At 40.4% G+C, this 26981-nt stretch carries 26 protein-coding genes and 2 pseudogenes; 8 read left to right on the forward strand and 20 right to left on the reverse strand.

Annotated elements, in window-relative coordinates; all coding sequences use genetic code 11:
* Positions 1 to 49 precede the first annotated feature (49 nt).
* The 5 genes from BM195_RS14580 to BM195_RS14600 all read right to left on the reverse strand — a co-directional run bounded on the left by BM195_RS14580 (position 50) and on the right by BM195_RS14600 (position 5504).
* Entirely contained in the window at positions 50 to 1219 is a 1170-nt protein-coding gene (locus BM195_RS14580) for a glycosyltransferase family 4 protein (protein WP_090240115.1), read from the reverse strand.
* 63 nt (positions 1220 to 1282) lie between these two features.
* The gene (locus tag BM195_RS14585) at positions 1283 to 2431 is read right to left on the reverse strand and encodes an NAD-dependent epimerase/dehydratase family protein (RefSeq protein WP_090240119.1); all 1149 of its coding nucleotides are present in this window, start codon (positions 2429 to 2431) and stop codon (positions 1283 to 1285) included.
* Positions 2432 to 2572: 141 nt separating this feature from the next.
* The gene (locus BM195_RS14590; protein WP_090240121.1) at positions 2573 to 3970 is read right to left on the reverse strand and encodes a tetratricopeptide repeat protein; all 1398 of its coding nucleotides are present in this window, start codon (positions 3968 to 3970) and stop codon (positions 2573 to 2575) included.
* A gap of 60 nt (positions 3971 to 4030) precedes the next feature.
* Complete coding sequence (locus tag BM195_RS14595) at positions 4031 to 4681, reverse strand: YczE/YyaS/YitT family protein (RefSeq protein WP_090240123.1); 651 nt, start codon at positions 4679 to 4681, stop codon at positions 4031 to 4033.
* 208 nt (positions 4682 to 4889) lie between these two features.
* Positions 4890 to 5504, reverse strand: coding sequence for a LysE/ArgO family amino acid transporter (locus BM195_RS14600; RefSeq protein WP_090240126.1), 615 nt, complete (start codon positions 5502 to 5504; stop codon positions 4890 to 4892).
* A gap of 120 nt (positions 5505 to 5624) precedes the next feature.
* Between BM195_RS14600 and BM195_RS19025 the strand changes: the two genes are divergently transcribed.
* Both BM195_RS19025 and BM195_RS14605 read left to right on the forward strand, forming a co-directional pair.
* Positions 5625 to 5837: a hypothetical protein gene (locus BM195_RS19025; RefSeq protein ID WP_342028041.1), complete on the forward strand. Its 213-nt coding sequence runs from the start codon at positions 5625 to 5627 to the stop codon at positions 5835 to 5837.
* A complete protein-coding gene (locus tag BM195_RS14605) occupies positions 5797 to 6258 on the forward strand; it encodes an aminotransferase class I/II-fold pyridoxal phosphate-dependent enzyme (RefSeq protein WP_342028042.1) in 462 nt (153 codons plus the stop codon). Before BM195_RS19025 ends, BM195_RS14605 begins: the two co-directional genes overlap by 41 nt.
* A 178-nt stretch (positions 6259 to 6436) precedes the next feature.
* Here the strand turns inward: BM195_RS14605 and BM195_RS14610 are convergent, their stop codons facing one another.
* From BM195_RS14610 to BM195_RS14630, 5 genes are all read right to left on the reverse strand, one after another.
* Positions 6437 to 7666 carry an MFS transporter gene (locus tag BM195_RS14610; protein ID WP_244535776.1) on the reverse strand — a complete coding sequence of 410 codons (1230 nt, stop codon included), beginning with the start codon at positions 7664 to 7666 and terminating at the stop codon, positions 6437 to 6439.
* A 33-nt stretch (positions 7667 to 7699) separates the two neighbouring features.
* Entirely contained in the window at positions 7700 to 9187 is a 1488-nt protein-coding gene (locus tag BM195_RS14615) for a sodium:solute symporter family protein (RefSeq protein ID WP_090240128.1), read from the reverse strand.
* 3 nt (positions 9188 to 9190) lie between these two features.
* Positions 9191 to 9442 carry a hypothetical protein gene (locus tag BM195_RS14620; RefSeq protein ID WP_090240130.1) on the reverse strand — a complete coding sequence of 84 codons (252 nt, stop codon included), beginning with the start codon at positions 9440 to 9442 and terminating at the stop codon, positions 9191 to 9193.
* Between the two features lie 82 nt (positions 9443 to 9524).
* Positions 9525 to 10430, reverse strand: a complete 906-nt coding sequence (locus BM195_RS14625) for a hydroxymethylglutaryl-CoA lyase (RefSeq protein ID WP_090240133.1) — start codon at positions 10428 to 10430, stop codon at positions 9525 to 9527.
* 17 nt (positions 10431 to 10447) lie between these two features.
* On the reverse strand, positions 10448 to 11644 hold the full coding sequence (locus tag BM195_RS14630) for a CaiB/BaiF CoA transferase family protein (RefSeq protein WP_090240135.1): 1197 nt from the start codon (positions 11642 to 11644) through the stop codon (positions 10448 to 10450).
* A gap of 279 nt (positions 11645 to 11923) precedes the next feature.
* On the opposite strand from BM195_RS14630, the gene BM195_RS14635 reads away from it, so the two are divergent.
* Complete coding sequence (locus tag BM195_RS14635; protein ID WP_090240138.1) at positions 11924 to 12589, forward strand: GntR family transcriptional regulator; 666 nt, start codon at positions 11924 to 11926, stop codon at positions 12587 to 12589.
* A 367-nt stretch (positions 12590 to 12956) separates the two neighbouring features.
* Here BM195_RS14635 and BM195_RS14640 read toward each other — a convergent pair whose 3' ends face one another.
* From BM195_RS14640 to BM195_RS14660, 5 genes are all read right to left on the reverse strand, one after another.
* Positions 12957 to 15005 carry a CocE/NonD family hydrolase gene (locus BM195_RS14640; RefSeq protein ID WP_090240183.1) on the reverse strand — a complete coding sequence of 683 codons (2049 nt, stop codon included), beginning with the start codon at positions 15003 to 15005 and terminating at the stop codon, positions 12957 to 12959.
* Between the two features lie 49 nt (positions 15006 to 15054).
* The gene (locus BM195_RS14645; RefSeq protein ID WP_090240141.1) at positions 15055 to 15753 is read right to left on the reverse strand and encodes a TetR/AcrR family transcriptional regulator; all 699 of its coding nucleotides are present in this window, start codon (positions 15751 to 15753) and stop codon (positions 15055 to 15057) included.
* 26 nt (positions 15754 to 15779) lie between these two features.
* Entirely contained in the window at positions 15780 to 17309 is a 1530-nt protein-coding gene (locus BM195_RS14650; RefSeq protein ID WP_090240144.1) for a BCCT family transporter, read from the reverse strand.
* A 1082-nt stretch (positions 17310 to 18391) separates the two neighbouring features.
* Complete coding sequence (locus tag BM195_RS14655) at positions 18392 to 19042, reverse strand: SDR family oxidoreductase (RefSeq protein WP_090240147.1); 651 nt, start codon at positions 19040 to 19042, stop codon at positions 18392 to 18394.
* Positions 19043 to 19222: 180 nt separating this feature from the next.
* The gene (locus BM195_RS14660; RefSeq protein ID WP_090240149.1) at positions 19223 to 19801 is read right to left on the reverse strand and encodes a TetR-like C-terminal domain-containing protein; all 579 of its coding nucleotides are present in this window, start codon (positions 19799 to 19801) and stop codon (positions 19223 to 19225) included.
* 155 nt (positions 19802 to 19956) lie between these two features.
* On the opposite strand from BM195_RS14660, the gene BM195_RS14665 reads away from it, so the two are divergent.
* Both BM195_RS14665 and BM195_RS19210 read left to right on the forward strand, forming a co-directional pair.
* Positions 19957 to 20718, forward strand: coding sequence for an SDR family oxidoreductase (locus tag BM195_RS14665; RefSeq protein ID WP_090240151.1), 762 nt, complete (start codon positions 19957 to 19959; stop codon positions 20716 to 20718).
* Positions 20719 to 20881: 163 nt separating this feature from the next.
* A pseudogene (locus BM195_RS19210) lies at positions 20882 to 20971 on the forward strand (SHOCT domain-containing protein); the annotation flags it as partial.
* 11 nt (positions 20972 to 20982) lie between these two features.
* Here BM195_RS19210 and BM195_RS14675 read toward each other — a convergent pair.
* Positions 20983 to 21293: pseudogene (locus BM195_RS14675) on the reverse strand (transposase); the annotation flags it as partial.
* Between the two features lie 116 nt (positions 21294 to 21409).
* On the reverse strand, positions 21410 to 22279 hold the full coding sequence (locus BM195_RS14680) for a LysR family transcriptional regulator (protein ID WP_090240154.1): 870 nt from the start codon (positions 22277 to 22279) through the stop codon (positions 21410 to 21412).
* 141 nt (positions 22280 to 22420) lie between these two features.
* On the opposite strand from BM195_RS14680, the gene BM195_RS14685 reads away from it, so the two are divergent.
* Positions 22421 to 22996: an NAD(P)H oxidoreductase gene (locus tag BM195_RS14685; protein ID WP_090240157.1), complete on the forward strand. Its 576-nt coding sequence runs from the start codon at positions 22421 to 22423 to the stop codon at positions 22994 to 22996.
* 111 nt (positions 22997 to 23107) lie between these two features.
* Here the strand turns inward: BM195_RS14685 and BM195_RS19215 are convergent, their stop codons facing one another.
* The 3 genes from BM195_RS19215 to BM195_RS14700 form a co-directional block, all read right to left on the reverse strand.
* On the reverse strand, positions 23108 to 23320 hold the full coding sequence (locus tag BM195_RS19215; protein WP_090240160.1) for a DMT family transporter: 213 nt from the start codon (positions 23318 to 23320) through the stop codon (positions 23108 to 23110).
* Between the two features lie 421 nt (positions 23321 to 23741).
* On the reverse strand, positions 23742 to 24647 hold the full coding sequence (locus tag BM195_RS14695) for an RCC1 domain-containing protein (protein ID WP_090240162.1): 906 nt from the start codon (positions 24645 to 24647) through the stop codon (positions 23742 to 23744).
* 116 nt (positions 24648 to 24763) lie between these two features.
* Positions 24764 to 25129, reverse strand: coding sequence for a hypothetical protein (locus BM195_RS14700; RefSeq protein WP_090240165.1), 366 nt, complete (start codon positions 25127 to 25129; stop codon positions 24764 to 24766).
* A gap of 172 nt (positions 25130 to 25301) precedes the next feature.
* On the opposite strand from BM195_RS14700, the gene BM195_RS14705 reads away from it, so the two are divergent.
* Positions 25302 to 26003, forward strand: coding sequence for a MerR family transcriptional regulator (locus tag BM195_RS14705; RefSeq protein ID WP_090240167.1), 702 nt, complete (start codon positions 25302 to 25304; stop codon positions 26001 to 26003).
* Positions 26004 to 26721: 718 nt separating this feature from the next.
* Positions 26722 to 26981 (forward strand): transposase (locus BM195_RS14710; protein WP_139224008.1); only part of this gene is annotated, 260 nt, incomplete at its 3' end.

Genomic DNA, 26981 nt, shown 5'->3' on the forward strand with positions numbered 1-26981 from the left:
AGATGTTTAAACAAAAGGAAAGCTGACTGCATATATCAACTATTTCCTCTTATTTATTTTCAGTTTCCAGATTGGATGGATCAATATTATAATGCCTCATCGTCTTTCCTTCTATCCCGATAATTTCCTTGTAGTAATCAAGCACTTGCTTCGATTGGGCATCCCAGCCCATTTCTTCAATATCACTGCGGGCAGCTCTTGCCAAGCGCTTACGCAGCGTTTCATCAGCAAACCGGAGCACGGTATTCGTAAAATCGCCCTGCTTGTCCTTGTCATAAAGCAATCCGGTACGGTTGTCCTCAATCTGTTCACAAGTTGGCCCGCTTTTGGCAGCAACCAATGGCAGCCCTGACGCCATCGCTTCTGTAATCACAAGACCAAGCGTTTCGGACGTTGACGGGAATACAAACAAATCTGATGACGCATACGCTTTGGCAAGTTCTTCCCCATGCATAAATCCGGTAAATACAGTATTTGTGCCTTCAAAGTGTTTTTCCAGTGACTGGCGGTGCGGCCCGTCCCCTACAATCGCCAGTGTAAATTCATCTGAGGCATCCAATACCGATTTAATTTTTTCGATTTCTTTTTCCGGGGCAAGCCTGCCAACAAACAGCAGCAGCTTTTTATTTGACTGTCCGTCTGAAAGTTTCTCTCGCATTTTCTGGTCGTACTTATCCGGATGAAACAATTCCGTGTCCACGCCCCGCTTCCAGACGTGAACATTATAAAAGTTCTGTTCCTCCAGCTCTTTCTTAACGGCTTCGGATGTGCAAAGATTCAACTCTGCCTGATTATGAAGCTTTCGGAAATACCACCATAAAAACCCTTTAAAGATAGGAAGATTGTAATAATCCGCATATTTCGGCACCTGAGTATGGAAGGACGCAAGCATCGGAATCCCGAGTTTTTTTGCATAATGGACACCGGACATTCCTACCAGCGCCGGATTGACGACATGAACAACATCCGGCTCATACGCTTCAAGCATTTTTTTGACTTTTCGCGTCGGCAGTGAAAATTTTTTAGAACGATAAAAAGGGAGAGTGCGGGCTGGAACCCCCTCTATTTTGACGCCTTCAAATTCATACACACCAAGGTCAGGTGCGATAATGCGAACATCATGACCTTCGTTTTTAAAGTAACGAATACAAGCTTTTAGTCTAGTGACCACGCCATCTGTTGAAGGTATGAACGTCTCCGTGATTATGGCAATTTTCAATGACGACACTTCCTCAATTGTTGATCTAGATTAAAATATGTGATTGAATGATTAGCCTTGACCTTATTTCCACGAAACTTGCGGGAGCACGTTTTCTTTGATGACCCGATCCTTATGATGAACGACTGTTTTAAGAATTTCACGAATGACTTCATCATCCAGCAAATGCGGTTCGAGTCCAAGGTCTCTCAGTTTGGTATTTTCTGCTTTGAAGAAGTGTTCCTCCAATTCTACCCTTGGATTATCAAGGTTTGCGATCGTTGTTTCAAAACCTTCTTCATGTGCAACCTTTTGTACTTTTTCGGCAAGCTCACCGACAGAAAACTCTTCCGTAAACTGGTTGAACACCCGGAATTCGCCTTTGTCAGCAGGGTTTTTGGCGGCAATTTCAATACAACGGACTGTATCCTCAATATTCAGGAATCCGCGTGTCTGTCCACCTTTTCCATATACGGTCAGATCATGGCCAATCGTCGACTGGATAATAAAACGATTTAACGCTGTTCCGAATACCCCGTCATAGTCTAGACGGTTCGTCAGCGCCGGATCCATTTTTGTTTCGTCCGTATCCAACCCATATACAATTCCCTGGTTTAGATCAGTTGCCCGGATACCCCAAATTTTGCAGGCAAACATAATATTATGGCTGTCATGCACTTTGGATAGGTGATAAAAAGAGCCCGGCTGCTTCGGATATGGCAGGACATCTTTTCGTCCTTTATGTTCAATTTCAATATACCCTTCTTCAATCGGAATATTGGGTGTGCCATATTCACCCATTGTACCCAATTTGATCAAATGGCAATCCGGTACGATTTCCTTAATCCCATAGAGAACATTCAATGTACCTGAAACATTATTCGTTTGTGTAAATACAGCGTGTTCCCGATCAATCATCGAATATGGCGCTGAACGTTGTTCAGCAAAATGCACAAATGCATCAGGCCTCTCTTGTCTCAGGATCTCCCGCAGAAAGTCATAATGCGTCAAATCACCATCATAGGTGCGGATTTCCTTTCCAGTCAGTTCCTTCCATTTTGCCACCCGTTCTTCCAGTGCGGCAATAGGCGTAATGGAATTCGAGTGCAGTTCCTGATCCATTTTTCGTCTGATCATATTATCGATAATAGCTACATCATGGCCTTGTTTGGATAAATAAAGAGCAGTCGGCCAGCCACAAAAACCGTCTCCTCCAGCAACAATTATTTTCAATTCATTTACCTCCAGTTTCAGGTATTTTCACATCTAATCTTCATTCCTATTGTTCCAGGAATATGATAAAACAAAGTTGTACAAGGATCCATACATATAAAAAAATATCATGTTATCGATTTGATTACAAATGATGAGATGCTATACCTGTTTCTGCAGGTTAATGAACAGCTTCCGATATGCATCTGCTTCATTCGTCATCCCCAGTTCCTGGTAAATTTTTGATAACCATTTGAGTGGCTGCGGATCCTCAGGCTTTAGTTCCATTTCCCAGCTGAAACACTCGATTGCCTGCTCCGGCTGGCTGAATTCATAATATAATTCCCCCAGAACCTGCATTTGATCCAGATTATCACTGAATTTTTCCATTGCATCTACTTTTAGATAGATCGGATGGACCGCGCGCTGCTCAATAAAAGGCTTCAGCAGCTCCTTAATAAAGCCCGGCTCACTCGTATTCAATAATATAGCGGTGTATCTGTGAATAAGATGTTCAGCTTTTTCAGGATGCCAATCAATCGTCAGTTTAAACAACGTTTGCAGCTGTTCGGGTTGTAACGAGAGAGATGCCAGATCCAATTGTTCGAGCATTCCTCCAATTGATTCCGTTTGTGGGGGTTCAATATAATAATCGGGGTCCTCAAGTATGTTCAGAACTTGCTCAATTTTATTCAGCTCAATGTATATTTGCAGGAGATCCTGTTTTAGTGGTGCAAAGCGGGGCTGCTGGTGGTACAGATTTTCAAGAATGCACATGGTTTGTTCTTTATCAAAATGCCGGTTCAACAAATTTAGAAGAGGGTAATAGCTGTTTTCTGACGGGTTTTCAATTAACTTGTCTCCATAAAGAGCCATCATATCGATCCATCTTGATTGCTTATCAAGCAAGGTGATGAGCCGGTGAAAACAATCGTCCTGATCCTTTTCGGAACTGAGTACTTTTTCAGCAAAAATCAAGTCTTTATCCAGCACTTTCTCGGATTGATGATGATACAGATCTGCATATTCCCTAAAGCTCCAGTCACTGGAAAGCTGCCTGACCAAGCTGTGGCCGGGTGCAAAGTCCATTAAAATCCGGACAATTCGATAGCCCAAAAAGTTCTGCCCATTCCTGCGATAGGTATAAAATATGGATGTAATTTCGTTAAATAGCTGTTTTTTGGAAATGAATGATTCAAAGAATGTCAGAATAAATGCCTTTTCCTGAGGAGTATAATGCTTATCCAGTTTCTTCAGAAGTGGTTCGAAGCGGGTGGTACGGCATGGGTGGTTGGCAGATAATAGTTCATCGATAAATGGGTGCGGTGCATTGAAGACCATGCCCTGTTTAAAGGCAGAAGCGATGAATGAACAGCGCCTTAGTTTTTTGGCTTTTACAGCGGTGAGGAAGTCATGTTTGTAAAAGAACAAGTAATAGGCTTCATGATTTTTACTCCAGGCTTCTATAATCCCAGCACCAAGGTAGAGTACCATTCTTTCTGCGTGCAACTGAAATGACTTCTGCTTGTTTCCATAAATATAAAACTGATCCGAACTCATACGTGCACCTCCTGCCTTTTTTGCTATTATAACATATTTGGCCTCACAACAATATAGAACTCATCCGGCATTACCGGAGCCTGAGCTATATCTGTTCGTATGCACCAAAGCTACTCGATCAACAACACGGCGCATCTGCAAATAGGAATACTGGAACAGCGGACTTTGGATAAAGGTAAAAATAAATGTAAAGATAAATACAGGACCACCCAGGATCAGTCCAATGATTAACACGGTACTTTCGGTGATCATGCGAACCTTTCCAATGGAAGCCCCCGTTTTATCAGAAATCGACAGCATAAACCCATCACGCGGACCCGAACCAACGCCTGCAGCATTATAAATGCCGCCGCCAAGACCCATGACGACAATGCCCGCAATGATAACAAGAACATCCGGCCAGGTGTTAGTCGTCTTTGGAAGGAAATCAAGCCACATATATAAATCGACAAAAGTGCCAACCAGCACCGCATTCAAAAAAGTCCCGATTTTAATGTAGGACTTATCCAATATCCAGGATATAACGATCAGTACAAATGAAATGATGATCGCCCAGGATCCGATGGACAATCCAACTAAATCAAATAAGGCTACATTCAATACATCCCACGGGTGAATCCCCAAATGCTGCATGTTTACCGTTATGGTGATCCCCAAACTAAAAATCATAATCCCGATAAAATAAATGGACCAGCGAAAAATGCGAATCATGTCTATGTCCTTCTTTCTATGTGCAGTTGCGGAATTTTCATTATATCATAAACGGGGGGGTTGACTAATGATATAATGCTTAATCAGCTGTTTAGATCAGCATAAATGGATCCTGACAAAAGCCCTGCAGAAAAACAAATCCATTGGGACGTGACTCCTCGATTAAGTATTCCCGATTCAAAATCTTAGTTTATCTTTCACGTTAACCTCAGCGTGAAAACAATTGATATCCCATGTACATGGCCATCCCCCATATAATAATAGCGGAAGCCTGGTTCATTCGTTTTAACAGTTGTCCATTTTTATCAAGTTGACCAAGCTTTCTTCCAGCTACCGCCAAAGTTAAAAACCAAACCCATGAAACCCCTATACACGCTGCCGTAAATAACCACTTTTCATATCCCGTATAGACAAGAGAACTGGTTCCAATTATCCCAATTGTATCCATAATGGCATGCGGATTAAGCAATGAAACAGAGACAGCAAATGTCACCTGACGTTTTGCCGATAATTTGTTCGACTGTTGTTTACCACTTTGTTCAGATTGGCTTTTCCACATGACCCACCCCATGTAAACTAAGAAAAAAAATCCCCCTATAAACAGTAATACTGTTAACCACTCAAAGTTAAAAACAATGAAGGAAACACCGGCTACAGCCAAATATATTAATAGCGTATCAGAAAAACCCGCTGCCATAATAACAGGCAAAACATTGATAAATTTTAAATGTGTTGCCCCTTGGTTAAATACGAATATATTTTGCACGCCTAATGGCAATATTAAACCAAATGCCAGCATCACACCATGAAGTAATGCCTCCATTGTTTTCCCCTCCCTTGCATCCCTATTCAGGATAACGGAGAATGATCCACCTGTCTCCAACCATTTGGATAGAAATTGACCCAACCAATTTGATAAAATGACAATCCGACAGGCATATTAATGTCGGAAAGAAGACGGGATCAATTATTAACGATTTCTAATAAGGAATCCCTTCCCATTATTGAAGATGATGTTTACGGTGATCTATGGTTTGATAACCCTCCGCCAAAACCGTTGAAGGCGAGGGATAGGCAGGGAAATGTTCTATATGTAGGAAGTATTTCGAAAAACATTGAGTCCGGGGCTGCGAATTGGATGGATTGTTGGACCTGACCCTGTCATTGAACGTTTGTCCGATATTAAAATGCAAACGGATTATGAGTCAAGTTCCTTATCACAGTATGTGGTTGATAAATGGCTTGCAGACGGAATCTATGAGGACTATTTAAAACAGATAAGGGAGCAATTAAAATTCAGAAGAGGCTTTACCATTCAAATATTAACTGAATATTTTTCAGAATTGGCAACCTGGAATATTCCTAAAGGTGGTTTTTATATTTGGCTTCGGCTGCAGCCCAACATTTCTATCCGAAAATTATTTTATGCAGCCCTTCAGGAAGGCATCTTGATAAATCCGGGAAGTATATACGATAAAAATGATCAAGATCACCTGCGCTTATCCTTCTCATTCGCTTCCATGGAAGATCTAGAAAAAGGGTTAATACGTTTATCAGAAATGATTAAAAACCTTTAGCGGTAGTTGTTTAAAGCGACAGCGCACTAAAAGGCTATTGATATTTTTTGCTTTCGGTTATGAATCATTTAATTCCAGCGGTTTAAGGTTCCAGCTGTTAACTTTCATGAACTTCCTTTAATTAAAAACACAATCTTTATTCTCTGTTTAAATATGGTATTTTTTGTTCAGATTATGTTTATCTGATTTTATTTAAATATCTGATCAATAGGAACACAACAATCATCAGGAAAGAAATCAGCAGCCAGCCAAATGTATACCCACTATGATCCACAATCACTCCAAACAATGGAGGGATTAAAATTACACCGAGCGATCCCAAAGTAATACTAAAGCCGCTTGATAACCCCGCTTCTTCTTTTGACACCAGCTCAGATGCCAAGTTCATCCATATCCCATTAAACCCCGACACGGAGAAACCAAATAGTAAAAACAGCGGCACCATCAACTCAAATGGTGTACCCGCTGGGAGAAAAGCGACCACGATACTTGCGAAAAAAGTAATCATGACAATAATCGTCATGACTTTCAATCTTTCTCCCCCAAAAACCCGATCACTGATAATTCCCCATCCAATCCTGCCAAATGACCCGCCCACTTCGGAAACGACAAACAAAAATCCGGCAAACACTAGATCAATACCGATCTGTTCATACGTAAATAACACAAGATAAGTATTTAAACACATTTGCGCCCCATTAATTCCCATTGCACTGAGACTGATTAATAATAATGGTTTATTTTTCACCATTTTCAATGTGGCTGATAATGTAGAACGGACAGATATCTTTTGATTTTTGGAAGGTTTCTCGTTATCTGGATCTCTGTAAAGAAAGAATGCCAGGAATCCCGTCGCTATCAATCCGAGACTCGCCAGTAAAACAGCGGTTCTCCACCCATAGGTCTCAGCTAATGGCAATAACAAAATAGCTGACAGCGCGGATCCAAACGTAATCCCCATTTGTTTGATTCCCATTGCCGCTCCTCTTTTATTTTTGGGAAACCAATAAACAATCCCGCGGTTGCTAGTAGGGTGCATCCCCCCATACCCTATCCCCCCAATCATAACCAACAATAACATTAGTACAAAGGTGGATTGGAAGGTCATTAATAAAAAACTGATTCCCAAAGCCGAAGCCAGCACAACCAGCAACGGCCTTGATCCGAACCGGTCAACAAAGAAACCGGTCGGTATAGAAACCAGTGCCTGTCCTAAAAACAGGGCAGATGGCAACAGCCCAACTTGCGCTTTCGTCAAATATAAATCTTCTTCAATAAGTACTCCCAGCGGCCCGAGACTCCGACCAATAAACGCTACCATGATTTGTGCCAGAAGCAGCCATAATAGCATACGCCAGGGCTTAAACCTACCTGAAGCTGCATTATGAATGGGAGAATTTATCATCATGAGTCATCTCTTTTCCAAAAACTGACGTGCTCGTTATAACGCTACGACCTTCTTTGCTTCGTTCTCTTCTACTGCGGAAACATTCATAATAAGGCTTCCGCTGACACATATGACGATGTTCAGAAGAAGTCCCCATAACCCGCTGGCAATACCTAATAAAGATAGATTGAAAACCGTCATCAGAGAAGCCACCAATGTACCTGCAATCATTCCCGTAAAGACAGCTTTGGTATGCAGGCGATTCCAGTACAGGCCGAGGATCAATCCCGGTGATATCTGAATCAGTAATTCAAACTTCAATACAAATATCTGATAAAGTGTTGCCGGCGGGAACCATGCAACTAAAATCAGGATACCTACTGCCACGACACCTACCAGCTTACCAACGAGTAATTTTTTACGCTGAGAAGCCTCAGGGTTAATGTAATTTCCGTATAAATCGTTCGAAATAATCGAAGAAAATGTCAGTAATATAGAATCAGCGGTGGACACTATCGCTGCAATAACTCCACCAAACAGCAAAGTCATAGCCCAATAGAAAATGACGTTCTGACTCGCAATGGTACTTGCCATCATACCTACGAGCTGTTCGGATTCTGCAGTAGATAAATCAGGAAACGCATTAATACCGATAATCCCTATGATGAACACCACCCCTGCAGTTAAGAAGGGCATCCAAGCCATTCTGCTGAATGAGCGTTTTAGTGTTTTTTCACTCTTTGCCGAGAATATTCGCTGAATAGCGTGAGGATAAACCGCAGCACCAATTCCAATCAACACAAGCAGGCTTAACCAATTCATCACACCTGGTGCATCAGGAATTCCCAGTTTCTCAGGAGAAAAAACCTGCATGTAATCGGCTGAGGTAGGCAAGCCGCCAAAATAAATAATAGATCCGATCAAAAGCATAAAGACACCAAACAATAGTGCGATCCCTTGTATGGTATCTGTATAAGCTACGGAGCGCATCCCGCCAAGCCATCCGTAAATCAGCATGATAACGACAAAGAAGATAACACCGAGCTGATAGGGAATCGTTCCTCCGGTTAATCCAGACACTCCTTGCCCGATAGCTACTAATTGTTCAAGTAAGTAGTTACCCAGACCGTAAAGCATGAGTAATGAAGCTAGAATTGTAACCGCTTTCGATTTATACCGTTTTTCAAACCACTGGGCAGGTGTAACCAATTTATATTTCTTACCAAGGGTATAAAGTCGCGGAGCAAATAAAAGATATGCCATAATAATCATAATGAAAAAAGGCACGGATACTAAGTATTCAAAGCCCTGTCGATACGCAGACGGGGGGTAACCGATAACCGTATTTCCACTATATTGTGTAGCAAAAAAAGTGAAAAACAGAACCATAACACCGAGTCCTCTGCCGCCAAGATAGTACGCATCCAGACTTTTATGCATATTTCTGTTTTTTAAAAACGTTAAAACACCAACCCCAAGCATAATCAAACCGTACACAGCAAGAATCAAAATACCTGACCAGCCCGAAAAAGCTAAATCCATAAGTTACTTCACTCCTTCCTTTTCATTAGCTTCATTTTCCTCTTCCAGCATCCAATGATGTTTGATCACATAAGATAAAAAAGCTGACAGAAGCATAGACGCAATAATAATGATGACGGCCCATAGCGGCATTCCATAGATTAGAATATCCCCAAAACTTTCTGGGAAATACCACGGGGTTATTAACGCCAGTAAAATACCAAATACAATCCATACTTTTTTGTTTTTGATCGGTTCTTTTTTCGGCTGACTCATCTCTATTCCTCCTTTTTGGATTTCAAATATTCAGACATTAAATGATGTAAGCATCACACCGGTTTTCGCCCATAGATTTGTGTTACACAGCGTGCAGGTCGTTAATTTTGCCTGCTTTAATGACTTGTCCCGGTACCTCATGCCCCAAAACAGCCTCCAGTTGTTTAGAGGCGGAAATCAATTGATCAAGATTTGCGTTCATTTGATAATCCATGAAGGCGAGCATATGGACAAGATCCTCAGTACATATATTGCCAGTGGCTCCCGGGGCAAACGGACAACCTCCCAAACCTCCCAGAGAAGAATCAAATCGTATCGCTCCTGCCCGGATTGCCTCCATCACATTCGCCAGACCCATGCCGCGGGTATTATGGAAATGCATCGTTAACTGCAAATCAGGCCAGCGATCCAACATCTTTGTACATAGTTGATAGACCTGCTTCGGTGTCGCCATCCCAGTCGTATCAGCAAGTGTGACCCCATGTGCTCCCAGTTCAAGATATTGTTCAGTCAATGTCAGTATTCTATCTTCTCTGATAGTGCCTTCGAATGGACAGCCAAAAGAGGTAGCCACTGATCCGTTAATTTTAATCCCAGTACCAGTGAGAAAGCTGGCAATATCCTGGAAACCCGAAAAGGATTCTTCCACTGTTTGACTAACATTCTTCCGATTATGCGTTTCGCTGGCTGAAACAACAAGATTCACCTCATCAGCCATACAGGAAGCGGCACGTTCTGCACCTTTAACATTTGGGATCAAAGTGGTATACGTGACATCCTGCTTTCTGTCAATACCCAGCATGACATCCTCCGCATCCTTCAAATTAGGGACAGCTTTCGGTGACACAAACGAGGTTGCTTCGATTTTATCGACTCCCGCATCAGCCAGCCGGTTGATTAAATCAATTTTTTTCGCTGTCGGTAAGAACTGATCCTCAATTTGCAGGCCGTCTCGTGTCACTACTTCCTGTACATAAATTCGCTCCATCCATTTTCACCTCTTTCTTAAATAATTCCCTGTTCTTTCAGATGGTGGATTTTGTTATCATCATAGGCTAGCCAATCCTTCATCACTTCGTCCGTGTGCTGTCCGAGATCAGGACCAAGCCATTTCGTTTCTCCAGGGGTCTTACTCATTTTCGGCACAACTCCTGGGATTCTCAGTGACTCTTCTTTGTTTAATGTAAAGTTCTCGATCATTCCCCTGCTCAAATAATGGGGATCTTTCACAATGTCTTCGATACTATAAATCGGGCCGGCAGGAACCTTTGCATCATCAAGCACCTTCAAGGCAGTTTCAATATCCAGCGTTTTCGTCCAACCTTCAATGACCTCGTCGAGGAAATCTGCATGGGAAGCTCTGCCGCTGTTGCTTTTAAAACGTTCATCTTCACCTAATTCGGGCCTTCCAATCGCTTCCATTAAACGTTTGAAAATGGCGTCCCCATTCCCGCCGATCACAATATATTTGCCATCGTTACATTGATACGTGTTCGAAGGTGCTATACCTGGCAGCGATGATCCAGTTCGTTCCCGGATCGCGCCAAGTTTATCAAATTCAGGCAGCGAGCCTTCCATTAAACTGAACACGGCTTCATATAACGCAACATCAATAACTTGTCCTTTTCCAGTCCCTTGCACATCCCGATGGTAAAGGGCCATCATTGCCCCAATCACGGAATACATGGCAGCAAGGGAGTCGCCCAGACTGATGCCTACCCGTGTCGGCGGCCGATCCGGATATCCGGTGATATGACGCAGCCCGCCAATCGACTCTCCGACACTGCCGAAACCTGGCTTATCACGGTAAGGACCTGTTTGGCCATAGCCGGATACCCGGACCATCACTAAGCCGGGATTGACAGCAGACAATGCGTCATATCCAAGGTTCCATTTTTCCATGGTCCCCGGTCTGAAATTTTCGATGAGAATATCACATTCTTTTACGAGGGATCGAATGATTTTCTGCCCTTCTTCGCTTTTTAAGTTGACGGTGATTGACTTCTTGTTTCGGGATTGCAACTTCCACCATAAGGAAGTCCCTTCATAAATATGGCGCCAATCACGCAGGGGATCTCCTTTTCCCGGCGTTTCCACCTTTACGACGTCAGCCCCAAACTCCGCCATCAGCCTCCCCGCAAACGGACCGGCAATCAGACTGCCTAATTCGAGTACCTTAACGCCTTCCAGACTTTGCCCCATACGCCTCACTCCTTTAACGCGCTAGTTAACACATTTTGTTTCCTTTGTTACCGCTGTATTCATAACGGAATTATCCACCAAGTTTCATTATCAATTGGGGGACTAGGATTAATTTTCTGTATTTTATATTACATTTTAACAATTTGTATACAATCATGCAATATTATTTACAAAAATCCGTATTTTTGCCAGAATAACCCTATTTTTGTATACAATATCTTTGTGAAAATTGAAACTTACAACTTATTCCTATACAATAAAAAAGAGGTGTTAAACAAAATGGATGCATATACATATATCAAAAAAGCCATTCTGCAAGGAGAATTCCCCCCAAAAATGAGACTCACCGAAGAATATTTGGCCAATGAACTGCAAATGAGCCGCACACCTATCCGCGAGGCATTGAAACATTTGGAATCGGAAGGACTGACGGTCTCCATGAAAAGGGGTGTTCGCGTTCGGCATTATACAAAAGAGGATATTCAGCAAATATATGATTTGAGGACACTTTTAGAAGGATACGCAGCTTCCCAAGCTTCCATCTACCGCACTAATCAGGATTTACAGGAAATGAAAGCAGCCAATGATAACTATGAGCAGACAATCAATGACTATTTTAAAAACGGCGAATCAACAATCGAGGATGTCTTGGAACTCAATCACAGATTTCACGATTGTGTGATAAAAGCTTCTCAAAATCAGCATGTTTATGCCCACATTTCAAAAGTGGTTGTTTTGCCATTGATATTCCGTTCCTTCTATTGGTTTAATGAAGATCAATTGAGGTATTCCCTTGAAGCCCATCACACGATTCTTAAAGCAATACAGGAGCAGGACATGGAGCGTGCACGTGTCGCGATGTATGAGCATATTTATCATGGAAGAGATCAAGTCTTGCCTCATATAGGCGACATTGAAGAGGATTATTCGATCTATAAAAAATAAGGTAAAGCGCTGCATATCACATTGAATTAGCTATGCATACGAGTGTTTTGCTCAAAACAACCGGAGAGAAACAAAAAGCAATAAGGGAATTCGAACATGAATTGAACCTTTCCTTTATCACATTTATATATGCATAAATTGCTGCGATTGGGTAATGCGGTTATGGCTGACGGTGTTTTTAACGCCAATGGAATCAACGGGCGAATTTTCCCTGCTTGACGTTTGCGATATTTCAGAAGCAGCAGCGAAAATTTTATGTGATAGTGATGAAAATATATTGCAGCACACCCAAGCAAGCTACACGAATAGATTTAGCAGTCTAAAAGTAAAAGTCCGGAACACATTGCCCCGGACTTTGGACTTCTTGTTACACATGATCTCTTGGTATTTCTTTTTTCCAGGTTTTATTAAAAACTTCTTTGTTATTTTCAAAAGCTATCATGGTATTTGTTAAATGAAATGTTGTCTCATCACTGCTCATTTTACTGTATGCCTTCAATCTTGTCTGCCACTTGCCTCGTCCGACTTTCAAATCCCATTCACTTGTAACATATGCTGACAGCGGGTCATTTCCCTTGATGGTATAGGTGTTCTTGTTGATACTGCCATACTCCAAGCCATTGTCCAACAGGCGGCGCTCGCCTTCATCGGAGTAATCTTCCAGTATCCAGATATCATTCACCTGATCATGTATGAGATTTCGTGTTCGCTCCTCTTCCCGAAGAATTTCCTTCTCCATCACTTCAGAAATTTCAGGTCGTTCAAAATGTTGCTGCCATGATGCGTCCTCCTGCCGCGGTGTTCGAATTGGCAAATCGATATGTGTTCCAGCACCGCTGTAGATAGACAAAGTCACTGGTTTAGGTGAAGGCCATGCTTGTGGCCAGTAGGTCGGTGCAACAGACACTTCCAGACGATGACCCGCTGGTACTTGCTGTCCAAGGACATCCAGGCCGATTTCTACAGTATATATCCTGCCCGGCATAAGCGGTTCAGGATGTTCATGTGAGTCACGATGGGTGAGATTCAACATGCCCCAGCTTATCAGTGTTGACTCGCCAGTTGGCGCTTTATCGCACAATCTGACAGCAAGAATCGCATTCTCCTGATCGACCGACACGTTCGCATGGAAAACGGGTCTACCTAGCAGCTCGATCGTTTCGTCAAATGGTTCAGACGTGAACACGACTGATTTGCCATTTTCGAGACGCTGATCGGCAGGTAGATCTCCCGGCTGGCCAAATGGACAGAAAACGCCTGCGTAATAGCCGTGTTCCTGCTTACCCGGAATAATCATTTTTTCCTCATCTGTTACATGCCGGGCAAGTTTTCCTTTAGAAAACCAGAATGATTGACTTGTGACATTGCTTGACGGCCATGTGTGATCGACCACCCATTTTCCCGGGCGCTCATCATATGTCACTTCCGGCAGTTCGCTGTTCTGAATCCAGGATATCAGCTGCGGTTCGTCTTTGATGCCGGTATCAATTCCTTTGAGCCATTGATCCCACCAGCGCAGGCATTCCTGCAAGAATCCGATAGCAGGTTCAGGAATGGCCACTTCCGGAAATTCATGTGCCCATGGGCCAATCAGTCCTTTGGCATGCGGCAAATTTTCCAACATCCGTAATACTGCATCCGTATAGCCGTCCTGCCAGCCACTGACCGCAAACACCGGTATATTCACTTTCGAATAATCTTCACACACGGAACCATGTTTCCAGTACTCATCGCGACGCTGATGCCTCAGCCAAGACTCCACAAATGGCGATGTATTCAACCGGTCAAGCCAGTTTTCTTTCCAGCTTTTCCCCACAACAGACGGATCTTGCGGTCTGGCATTATACGCAAACATCGTGGATGCCCACCAGAGCATATCCTGCCCCATAACATTGCCGCCACGGTAATGGACATCATCCGCATACCGGTCGTCCGTCGAGCAGAGCGTTATAATCGTTTTTAGTGCCGGATGCTGTCGTGCAGCGACCTGCAGGCTGTTGAAACCGCCCCAGGATTTTCCGAACATGCCGACAGAGCCGGTGCTCCATGGCTGTTCTTCAATCCAGTCAAGCACTTCGAGACAATCGTCCTGCTCCTGTTTCAAATATTCATCAAGCAGCACACCATCCGAATCACCGGTTCCTCTGATATCCACCCGGATACTAGCATATCCATGTCCGGCAAAATAAGGATGCCGTGCCGAATCCCGGATGGCCGTAAAATCATTTTTTCGATATGGAAGGTATTCAAGCAGCGCCGGGACCGGATTGTCATGTGCATCATCCGGAATCCAGATCGTCGCTGCCAATTTTGCACCGTCGGACATCGGAATCCATACATGCTCCCATTTTTTGATTGATCTTGGATAGTCTGTTTTCACTCGTCTGTTTACGTTATCCCGTATATTAAAAACCAATTTATTCAGCCTTTCTATCTTTCGTGTTGAACCATATGCAAAAAACATGCTACAGCTGCAGGTCCACGTTTATTTCGAATTGTTTTTCCAGCGGGATTACATGCATCACGCTCTCGTAAACATAAAGCAATGTTTTTTCGATTGCTTCCTCTTTGGTGAATTCCCGCCGCTTGTTCATCATGGTATTGATCATACCTTTCCAGATCATCAATGTGATATCTGCAATGAAATCGACATCTTTTTGTTCAAGCATTTCCTCATCCACTGCACTTTGTATATATGTGGCGCTTCGTTTAGCAAAACTATGCTCCATGACGAGATTTTTGATTACCTCTGGCAACCCAATCAGATCTTCCTTGTAAATCCGATAGTATTCATCGAGAAAATCCTCCGGTGTCGAACCAAGATCCTCCATGAAAATTACCGAATAAATTTCCGGCTGCTCGAATGAATAAATGCAGAAGCATTTCCATGCATACAGCCACTTCTCTATTGTGTTGGACCCCTTGCTCATGTAAACAGGAAGATCTTCTATATAGTCTGTAGTAAAACGCATTGCCGCAAAAAACTTCAAATGAGATAAATCCCTGAAGTAATTATAGGCAGTTGAACTAGTAAAACCAGCTTGACCGGCTATTTTGCGAATTGTGACATTCCGGATTCCTTCTTTTTCAATCACGTCTACCGCCGCGTCCAAAAAATATCGCCACATACGTGCTCGTTGAATATCCTTGCGACTGGTGCTCAATGGTTATCACCTCTCGTCAAACAATTTTAGTGTTTGCTTTTTACATAAGTGTGCAATTGTTCACCCTCTTTGAGCCATTTAATCAATGAGGCTCCCATCAGTACGTACATAATGAGTACAGGTACCGAAACTAGTACAGAAGATGTTTGAACAACATCCAGACCGCCCGCAACCGTCAGACTGATTGCAAGCGTGGATAAAAGAATCCCCCACATCAGCCGATGCCACTTAGCAGGTTCAGAACTCATATCAAGTTCTTTCGTCGCAACACTAGCAATCACATAACTGGCAGAATCCAATGATGTTGCTAAAAAGACAAATCCGAGAATAACAAAGAAAGCTGAAACAAGAACCGGAAGCGGCAATGACCCAAGAACTTCAACAATGACGGACGTTTCACCCTGTTCAGCAAGAACACTTGTTAAATCTAATTTTCCTGTTAAGTCAAGGTTCATCGCATATCCACCGAATACACCAAAGTAGAGCCAGCTGCCAAGCGATCCCCAAAGCAAAACATTTGAGACAAGTTCTCGGATACTCCGGCCTCGCGAAATTCGTGCTACGAAAATACCGATGAACGGAGCTGTTGCCGCAAACCAAGCCCAGTAAAAGACAGTCCATGCCTGCGGAAAGCCGCCTTGGTCAATCGGATCCGTATACAAACTCATGCGCATAAAATTATCCAGCATAATTCCCATACTGTTGGTGAAGTACGTCAATATGAAAAGCGTCGGTCCGACAATAATAACGAACAAGGCAAGGCCAAGTGCCATGTAAACATTCCAGTCACTTAATTTCCTGATTCCTTTATAAAGGCCAAGATATGCACTGGAACTGAAAATAAATGTCCAGATAATAATGATAATAATATTCAACCATGTGGAAGGCTCAATGCCAAACAAATTACCTACGACAGCTGCCACCATCGGTACACCCAGGCCCAATGACGTCCCAAGTCCACCGATCATACTCCAGATGACAAGTACGTCAATTACCTTTCCAATCAGACCATCAGCTTGTTTTCCCAACACTCCCTGACAGGCTGTACTGATTTTCAGTGAGTGATTTTTCCGGACAAAAAAACTGTATGCCATGACCACAGCAGGAAGCGCATAAAGTGCCCATGCCGAGATACCCCAGTGGAACAAACCATAACTCACAGCATGTTCGGCAGCGTCTGTTGATTCAGCTTCAAATCCAAACGGCGGGCCGGTATAATAGTATAACGGTTCTACAATCGACCAAAACATTATGCTCGTTCCCATGCTTGCACAGAAAAGCATACCACCCCAGCTGAAACGGGAAAACTCCGGCTTGTCTTCAGGATTGCCCAGTTTTACCCGTCCGTAACGTCCGAACATCAGCCAAATAAGTATAATAAACAATCCAATTGTCAGAAACTCAAACGCCCAGTCCAGACGATATGTCAGTCCTGTCATCATATTTGAGATAATCGGCCCTGCCGTGTCACGAAAAATGACAAGCAGTGATGTTGCAACAACGACCAGTATTAATGATGGCCAGAAAACGGTCTTTTCAATTCTTGATTGATTCATAACGTTATTACATACCTCCAATATAATCTACTGAACAAAGCTCTAAACCAGCCTGGCTTCCAATCCATCGGAAATACGCGTGACACACCGGGTACCACCCCACCGTTACAATCACTGTATCGGAATGTCGGCAACTCAAGTGCCGGAGATGTAAATACCTCATCCGATTGTGTTGACCATTCCTTTCTGAAGAACGAGATCATTAGCAAAGCGGAAGCGGAAGTAAGATCCCTCCCTCATGTTCAGAGGGGCTCTGATTAACTTTGTCGGATGCTATTGCAATTTGAATTCCCCTTCTTTTTAAGCACCCCAATATGAACATATTCATATTATGAACGTGTTCATATTAACATAATTATAGAATTTGTCAAAAAATAATGAGTTGAATCTATTGAACACAAATTCTGTTCTATATAAGGATCAGTATGCGTTATATTAAAAATGTACAGGAATGTGATAGCATAAATAGTAAAGAAACCTATGTATTTCAAACAAAATAGTGACACAGTGACAAACCAAAAATCACACTGAACGACAGTATACGCATCCGGGCCTTTGGCTTTGGGGCATACAAATTGTTGGGAAATGACGATACAGTTCCCATTGCTAGTGCCATTAATCACCGCTATTGTTTAATTGAATCAGCTTACAGCTATGAAAATGAATAACAGTCGGAGCGCATTGAAGCGGACATCCGTACCACTGCAGATTGCATATTACATCAACGCTTCCTGGCAGATATACAAAAAGCATATTATTTGATGAGGCGAATCGATTCCGTAATAAAGTTGAAGCTGCTTGTACCATAATGATTTCTGTGTAATTCCCGGCCGATTTCGGTAATCACCGTTGTTATTTTTCATTTTTTGTTATACAAATAGAGGGGTTTATATTTTGGGGGATGGGCTATACGAAAAAAGAATGGCTGTAGACCAGTAGTATTTTTTCAAAAGTAAATGACATCTTGGTTCATGCCAAGATGTCATGGTTACATGGATAAAATGAAACAGAAAAGGCTGCATCAGAAGAACATACGAAAGTTTATATCACCACTTATCAGTATGGATCCTCTTCTTTTCCAATTACATTGAATCTATCGCTTCCTTAATGCGCTTCGTTCCACCTACGACCTGAAATTCCTTTCCAATCGTTGTATCATTTTCCAGGCTGGCAACGATGACATTTGCCACATCCTCTCTCGGAATTTCGCCCATTTCCACTTCAGATCCTGCCTCAATTAGACCGGTTCCTTCATCATTTGTCAGCAAGCCAGGATGGATAATCGTATAATCCAAATCGGTTCCTCGCAGCCATTCGTCCGCATAATGCTTTGCTGCAACATATGGTGCAAAGGATGAAGGAGCTTCCTGGATTGCTTTACGTCTCGTGTCAAACGAACTAACCATAATAAATCGTTTCACTCCTGCAGCTTTTGCCGCCTCGATTGTTTTTACCGCACCATCCAAATCCACCATAATGGTTTTGTCTTTTCCCGTGTTTGGCCCGGATCCTGCTGTAAATACGATCGCATCAATACCATCAGCAGCTGCTGCTATTGTTTCGATATCCTGTTCCAGATCCACCACTGCGGTTTCCGCACCCAAATCTTCAAAAAAAGACGCTTGTTCCGCGTTACGGATCATTGCCTTGGCTTCCAGGCTATCGCTATCCTCAATAAATGAAACCAGATGTTTGCCAATTTGGCCATTTGCCCCTACAACTAGAATTCTCATTTTCTCCATCCTTTCTGCGTAATGAAATAAGGACCCCAAGCTTGAGATCTTCCATTTTAATCCTTATCTTTATCATAAATCGATGAGAATAACACTGTCCAGACTTCCGCACAGACATACAGTCTTGTCGATTACTACAGTTCTGCCCATATCGTCTTAAAAAAGACATAAACAGTCAAGTTACACCTTAAGAGACGGACTATTAATGGATAAAATGGTTAACAGCTGCTGGTTAAGTTCCTGTATAGTTGTATGATATCCTTGTCGATGCCATTCAATTAACATACCGAGAATAGCATTCGTCTGATAGCTGATAAAATAATCCAAATTTATGTCCTGTTCCGCTTCCAGGTCTTGTTCAACGATGGACTCCTTCATAAATAAACGTACTGTATCAAATAGTAAATAAAAGTACATCATCGGAATTCGTTCATCAAAGATAATTTGATAGAAACCTTGGTATTTCTTTACATGATGAAATATTTTAATCATGTTCGCTTCAATATTCTCAATATGAAAGTTCGTTTTATAATAAGGTTCCTTATAAGATTCCCGTAAATCCTCGACAATCACCTCAAAGTAATGTTTAAACACTTCATGGACATTTTTATAGTGCAGATAAAACGTTCCCCGGTTAATGTTTGCTGCACGACATAGTTCTGCGACGGTAATAGCTTCCAAGGGTTTCGATTTTAATAGGGATAATAAAGCATGGCGTAAGCTTTCCTGCGTTTTTATAATCCGCAGATCCTTTTTCAAATTTTTTCACTCCATTACTGAACACTTTCAAGAATAAATGTTGATTACTTAACACTTTTTGTATTTCCGTTGTTTGTAGTTCCTACCATCATCCAGTATAATTTTTAATGAACAGATGTTCAATAATTTTATCAATTATTTAGGAGGACAATGGGATGAAATTAAAAGACCAAGTAGCTATTGTGACCGGAGCAGCTTCAGGTATGGGAAAAGCAATTGCAGAATTGTACGCCAGGGAAGGTGCAAAAGTAATTGTCGCCGACCTTAACTTAGAAGGTGCCGAAACAGTCGTTAAAGAAATCGCACAACGTAATGGAATGGCTAAGGCAGTAGAAGTAAATGTTGCGAAACAAGAGGACATTGATAACATGATTGATACCGCTGTCAATGAATATGGAACGTTAGATATTTTAGTAAATAATGCTGGTATTATGGATGGATTTGAACCTGTTGGTAATATTGTTGACGAGCGATGGGACATGATTTTTGATGTTAATACCAAAGGTGTTATGCGAGCGATGCGCAAAGCAATGCCAATTTTCCTGGAAAAAGAAAGCGGGATTATCATCAACACTGCTTCGACTGGTGGTTTAAATGGAGCCCATGCAGGCGCAGTATACGGAGCATCTAAACATGCTGTCATTGGCCTGACCAAAAATACAGGTTATATGTATGCACAGAAAGGTATACGTTGTAATGCCATTGCACCAGGAGGCGTGGAAACAAATATTGGTTCGTCTATGAAAAGTCTTAATGAGTTTGGTGCCAGTCGTACAAAAGCTGCACAAGATGTGATGCCTCGAACAGGTAAGCCGGAGGAAATTGCACAGGTTGCATTATTCTTGGCATCTAGTGAATCAAGTTTTATAAATGGTACAGTGCTCACAGCAGATGGTGGATGGACCGCTGCGTTCTAGTAAATCTTCATATCCAAAAGGGGCTATCCCGGAAATTCGTCAATGGGGGGGATTTCCGGGATAGCTCTTTCCTGTGAGCTGTTAAACATTAGAAGCTGGATTTAACTGGACATTATGTAAGGATTTGTAGATATAGTGCAACAGATCCTATGATCCTTTTAAAACTCGATTTGTTAATGGGGAAATTACAAAAGAAGAATTTTCACGAATGAAACAGGAATTAGAACAAAATCGAAAAAGGCTTGTTAAGTAAAGTGTGTAAGTTCAGATATATTTAAGAACCCGATCCTTTAATCGATCATCAACTAATAGCTGGTTAATGGCTAAAGACCAATTCTGAATGTGGCCACCTTCCCATTTGGACTCTAATTCTTTTACACGTAAGAATAGAACTTTTAAGAGAGCGTTCTCGTACGGGAATGCTCCTTTTTTGTTACTTTGCGGAAGCTGGCATGTACACTTTCTACTGCATTGGTTGTGTACATGATTTTGCGTACTGCACTACCGTAATTAAAAAGCAGCTGAACGTGATCAATGTTCAGAACCCATACATCAACAGCACCAGGATAGGAAGACTATTTGTTTAAAGGATTTATTATTAAAGTTATAATCTATAAGTGCTAAGTCCACAACAATCTTATCCTAGACATTAGAAATAGGCACTAGTAAAGAAAGATTCCATTCCAACTTTTTATTTCTCGCTTTTATTTTCTAAAATTGAAAGAAATACTTCCAAATTTCTAGATATCCATTTATCTTTATGAATAGCAGTATATATCCCTAACGAATTATATCCTACATTAGCTTCCATTTCCTCAAGCTGATTTCTTTCTAACTCATCCTTAATAATGAAATGTGGTAGCATTGATTTACCTAGTCCACATAAAACGTATTTTTTAATAGCCTCTACACTTGGCAGTTCTACTTTTAAAATTGAATCCTTTCCCTGCTTATTTATATACGCTTCAACTGCTGGTCTCCAACTACATGAGTATTCCGTGATGAGCATTGTTCCTTCAATTTTTTTCTGGTTTTCTTTTTTTACAGACTTTACTAGAGAAAGATTTTCATTCTTTAATTTATTTTCAATTAGGTTTTTTCCCTTCCAATTAGATAATTCAATTAAAAGTGCAACATCAATATCACCATTCTTTAACTGATTAGAAAGATTGTCATAATCAAGTGATTTTATAACTAATTCAACTTTAGGATATTTTCCCATAAATTCCGATATGATATCAGGCAACCAATAAATCATTATGGATTCACTTGCCCCAATAGTGAGTTGACCAGAAGGCATATCGTCAGAGGAGTTCAATACTTCTTTAGCCTTAGAATAAAGCTGAATAATATCTTCAGCAAATGGAAGAAAGTCTTTACCTGCTTGGGTCAGTGTTATCTTTCTTCCTAATCGATCAAATAGTGGTTTCCCCAACTCTTCCTCCAATTCCTTAATGTGCCCAGTAACTGATGATTGAGCATATCCTAACTCATCCGCAGCTATTTTAAATCCACCCTTTTTAACAATTGTTATAAAGGTTATAAGGTGACGATGTTCCATTTTTCTTATCCTCCTTTAAATCAAATATCATTTTTATTGAATTAATTTATCAAATATATCTATTTTACTGAATTTAATTACTACTTTAAACTGAATATATAGCAAATTCAATAAAAAAATGAAAAGAGAGAGGGTTAAAACATGAGGATATTAACAGTTGTTACTCATCCAAGAGAAGATTCTTTAACTTTTAAAGTCGCTAAGCGATTTGTAGAGGGATTAAAGGATGCAGGTCATGAAACAGAGACATTAGATTTATATCGTAGTAATTTTGATCCCATGTTATGGGAGAAAGATGAGCCGAAATGGTCCTCTAACGAACAAAGTTTCTCTTCAGAAGTAGAAATAGAAATGGAAAGATTGAAAAAGGCTGATGCATTGGCATTTGTATTTCCACTTTGGTGGTGGAGTATGCCAGCAATGCTGAAGGGGTATATAGACCGTGTTTGGAACTACGGATTTGCATATGGACCAAATAAACTTGATCATCGACATGTATTATGGCTAAGTCTAGCTGGTGCACCCATTGAAAGGTTTACAAAAAGGAAATACGATGAAATGATGGAACATTACTTTAATGTAGGTTTAGCTGATTATTGTGGGATATCCAGTTCAAAATTTCAACTTTTATATGAGACAATTGATCCAAAACCGGGATACATGGAGGACTGGCTTAACCAGTCTTATCAGTTAGGACTGAATTATGCCAAAGAATAATAAAACCTCTTCCTTAGTCATGTGTAGAAGGGGTCTTATCAATACTCCTTCATTACCTACTAAATACTGTTTTCTTAATGAAGGAGTATAGTGTTTTTAAGACTTATGTTACTACGAAAAAGTTTTTAGTCTTGCAACGCCTATAATTATAAAGGATATACAAACTAATTTTGCTACACTTTTATTTTCATTAAAGAAATACATACCAATAATTACACTTCCTATCGAGCCAATACCCGTCCATATTCCATAAGCCACACCAATAGGGAGCAATTCAACTGCTTTTGCTAAAAATGAAAAACAAAGCGAAACCCCAACATTTATTTTAGAGCCTCTTTTTCTAACTTAACCTCAAAAAATGAAAAAACTCAAAAACGTTGGTATATCAACATTTTTGAGTCAATTAAAATCTTTAATCGAAACCTATTTTTACTTGGTAATACCGGTGGTCGGGGTCGAAATAGCAGGTAAAACGCTGATTTAATAATGTTTTCCAGATAAATTGTGTAAAAAATGTGTAAATTAACTATATTATTTTGTAGAGTAGGTTTTATTTATTACCTGCTCTTTTTTTAGGAAAATTAACTAAACTTCTTTAATATTCCTGTTCACTTAAATCATCAAAGCTGTTTACAATACTCCATAATTTCCCTGATTGTTAAATATGATTTTTCTATGTCATAGTATGGTTGTAATGTGCAGCAAATGGCTTCTTTTATTTATTAGTTGCAGGAACTATATGTTTTTAATTCAAAAACCGATTTTGGGGCAGTTGGATTCCGCCCCAGTGGCTTATATTGCATTGGCCATATTCATTATCACCAACAGCAACCACAGTACCATCCGATTTTAGACCGACGGAGTGGGTACACCCCGCAGCAATCGACACTATATCGCACCAATCATTTACATTACATTGACCATACTTATTCCAGCCCACAGCAACCACCGTTCCATCCGATTTTAGACCGATAGTATGTTTACTCCCCGCTGCTATTGACACAATACCGTGCCAACCGCTTACATCACATTGGCCCTGTTTATTCAAACCCATAGCAGTCACTTTTCCATCAGATTTAAGACCAATGGTATGAAGATAACCCGCTTTTACCATCACGATATCGCACCAATCATTTACATCACATTGGCCATACCGATTATTACCCACTGCCATTACCGTTCCGTCCAATTTAAGACCGATTGTATGCCAGTCACCAGCTGCTACAGAAACTATATCATTCCAGCCTCTTACATTGCATTGGCTTTCATGATCTCGACCCACAGCAACCACCGTTCCATCCGTTTTAAGCCCAATGGTAAAACGCCACCCCGCCGCTACCGCTACAATATCACGCCATTCATTTACATCGCATTGGCCATTATTATTCCACCCCACAGCCTTCACTGATCCGTCAGATAGAAGACCTATAGTATGAGCATTACCGGTGTTCGTAGCCAAATGAACATTACCAGCCGTAACTGCCACAATATCGCACCAATCGTTTACATCACATTGGCCATATTTATTATCACCCACTGCCATCGCCGTGCCATCAGATTTAAGCCCAGCGGTATGACGATGACCCGCTGCTATGGTATCTTTAAACCAATTTTTCACTTTTAACACCTTCTTTTGGTAAAATGTATCCATTTTTTTATCCGCTCGAAAAAAACCTATTTTTATTCTTTACTTTTCTAGCTATTTTAACTTGTTCCTTTTGTTCAATAAAAAGACCAATCTCTTCTTAAAATTCTTATAAAAACTTATTAATCGGTAATATCGTCGATCGCTTGAATAGCTAGTCCCAAAGCTTTAATTCTTCTATCTAAAAGCGTTCTTTGAGGACTACTACCTGTCTTTAACTTACCATAAACTCTCTCAATTGATGGATATAAACCAGTAAGAATGCTCCGAGCATCCGCTAGTTCTGTCTGAGTATAATTATGTTGCTTTTGATTCCAAACGTATTCTAATATGTCTAAACCAATCTTACAAGCTTTGAGTCGTTTCTTTACTAATGTGGTATTTGCACCTTTCTGAGTCATTTGAGATAAGGCATTTTTGAGTTTACCGATTGTTGACTGGAATGATTTAATTGATTCCAATTTAACTTCATTTGATACCTTTTCCATATTAAAAGTATCCTCTCTTTCCTTATATAATTATTTTTCTCAACTCAATTTTAAGTATATCAGTTTAAAGAAATATTCTATTTTTATATTCAAGAATCTCTCTCTATAAGTATTTATGTTAATATAAAGTGAACTAAGGACTTTAAACTTTTACTTGAAGGTTGTGCAGAATATGAAATATACAGTCAAACAAGTGACAGAAATAGTGGGTGTAAGCAATACAACGTTGAAAAGGTATGAAAAAAGTGGGCTAATTCCTCCTGTATTCTATACAAAGGGTCATCAGAGGAGATATGAAGAAATTCATTTGACAGCATTTAAAACGATTAGAAAACTCCTACAAGGATTTGGAACACCTATAGCTTATAAGTTAATGAGGTTAGCAAAAGAGTTGAAATTCACTAAGGCACATTGGATTATTGCACAGGAGCAGAAGAAATTAGTAGAAGAAAGAGAGCAACTGAAGCAACACAAGGAATTACTATTAGCTTTACCCAACCAATCAATAAAAATTAATAGAATGCGTATAGGAGAACTTGCAAAATTCGTTAATGTTGAAACATCTACTATTAGATATTGGGAAGAAAGAAATTTAATAAGAGGTATAAGAGATGATTCCAATGGCTATCGCTACTTTGAAGAGCACGAAGTAAAAAAAACAATCATTATTTCACTTCTAAGAAAGACAGTCTATTATATTGATAAAATAAAAGAAATTATAGAGGGAACTCATGATGAAGATCTATCCAATATAAGAAAACATTATTCTCTCACGGAAAAGAAGAATGATATGTATTTGGCTAAACAATTAAATGCTATTTCTTTATATATGAGATATTGTACTGACTTAATGGAAATCAAAAATGATAATTAAAAATATCTTTGAAGAGTGAATATGCCTCGTGAGAGTTAATCATTTTTCTTGTCAAATTTGCGGCTTACTTTCATAAATGATCATATTTTCAATTTTGAGCTTTTCACAGCCTTCTATAAAAGCATTATCAACTATAAATACACATAGTTGTTTTATTTCACAAGTTTAAAAATAAGCTGTTGCGCAGTATAGGTCTATTATACATTATTGACATACGATTTTTTATCCACATTACTGGTCCAAGAAATTAATTATCGTAAAGAAAACTTTTATGGAACTTCTCCCAAAGTAAGTCTAATGATTACATTTTTTCAAGCATTCAATCAATTTGAAGGTAGCATAATTGTCTTAACAGAAACAAAAGTGATACAACAAATGGATGAAAGGTGAAGCTCAGGTGTGAAAAAAGTAAAAGTAACAAAGTGTGGAACCTTTACTTGATACATCTTACAGATGTAGTGGAAGTAACATGAGACAGTTTAGTCATAGGAATTAAATAAAGACCTATTTGAATTTAATAGATTTTTACGCAAAATAAAATTAAAACAACGCAATTTAAAATCCATCTTAATCTACTTGGAATCATACATAGTTGAAGTATAAATAAAGTAATGTTATATTGATTATTAATAAATGACTCTGGATAGGTTTACACTAAGTTAGACAGATTCGTTAAGGTCATATAAGCTTGATTCAAATAAATCTGAGGAGAATCAAAATGACCAAGCGAAAAAGAAGAACATTCTCACAAGCTTTTAAGGAACAAATCATTCAGCTACATGATGCCGGGAAACCAAGAGGTGAAATCATTAAAGAATATGATCTTACCCCTTCAGCCTTTGACAAGTGGGTTCGTCAACATCAATCCAGCGGCTCCTTTCAAGAAAAAGACAATCGTACACCAGAACAGGAAGAGTTGATCAAGCTTAGAAAAGAAAATCAAAAGCAGGCCATGGAGAATGATATTTTAAAGCAAGC

It is taken from the genome of Lentibacillus halodurans (assembly GCF_900112045.1).
GTDB lineage: Bacteria > Bacillota > Bacilli > Bacillales > Amphibacillaceae > Lentibacillus > Lentibacillus halodurans.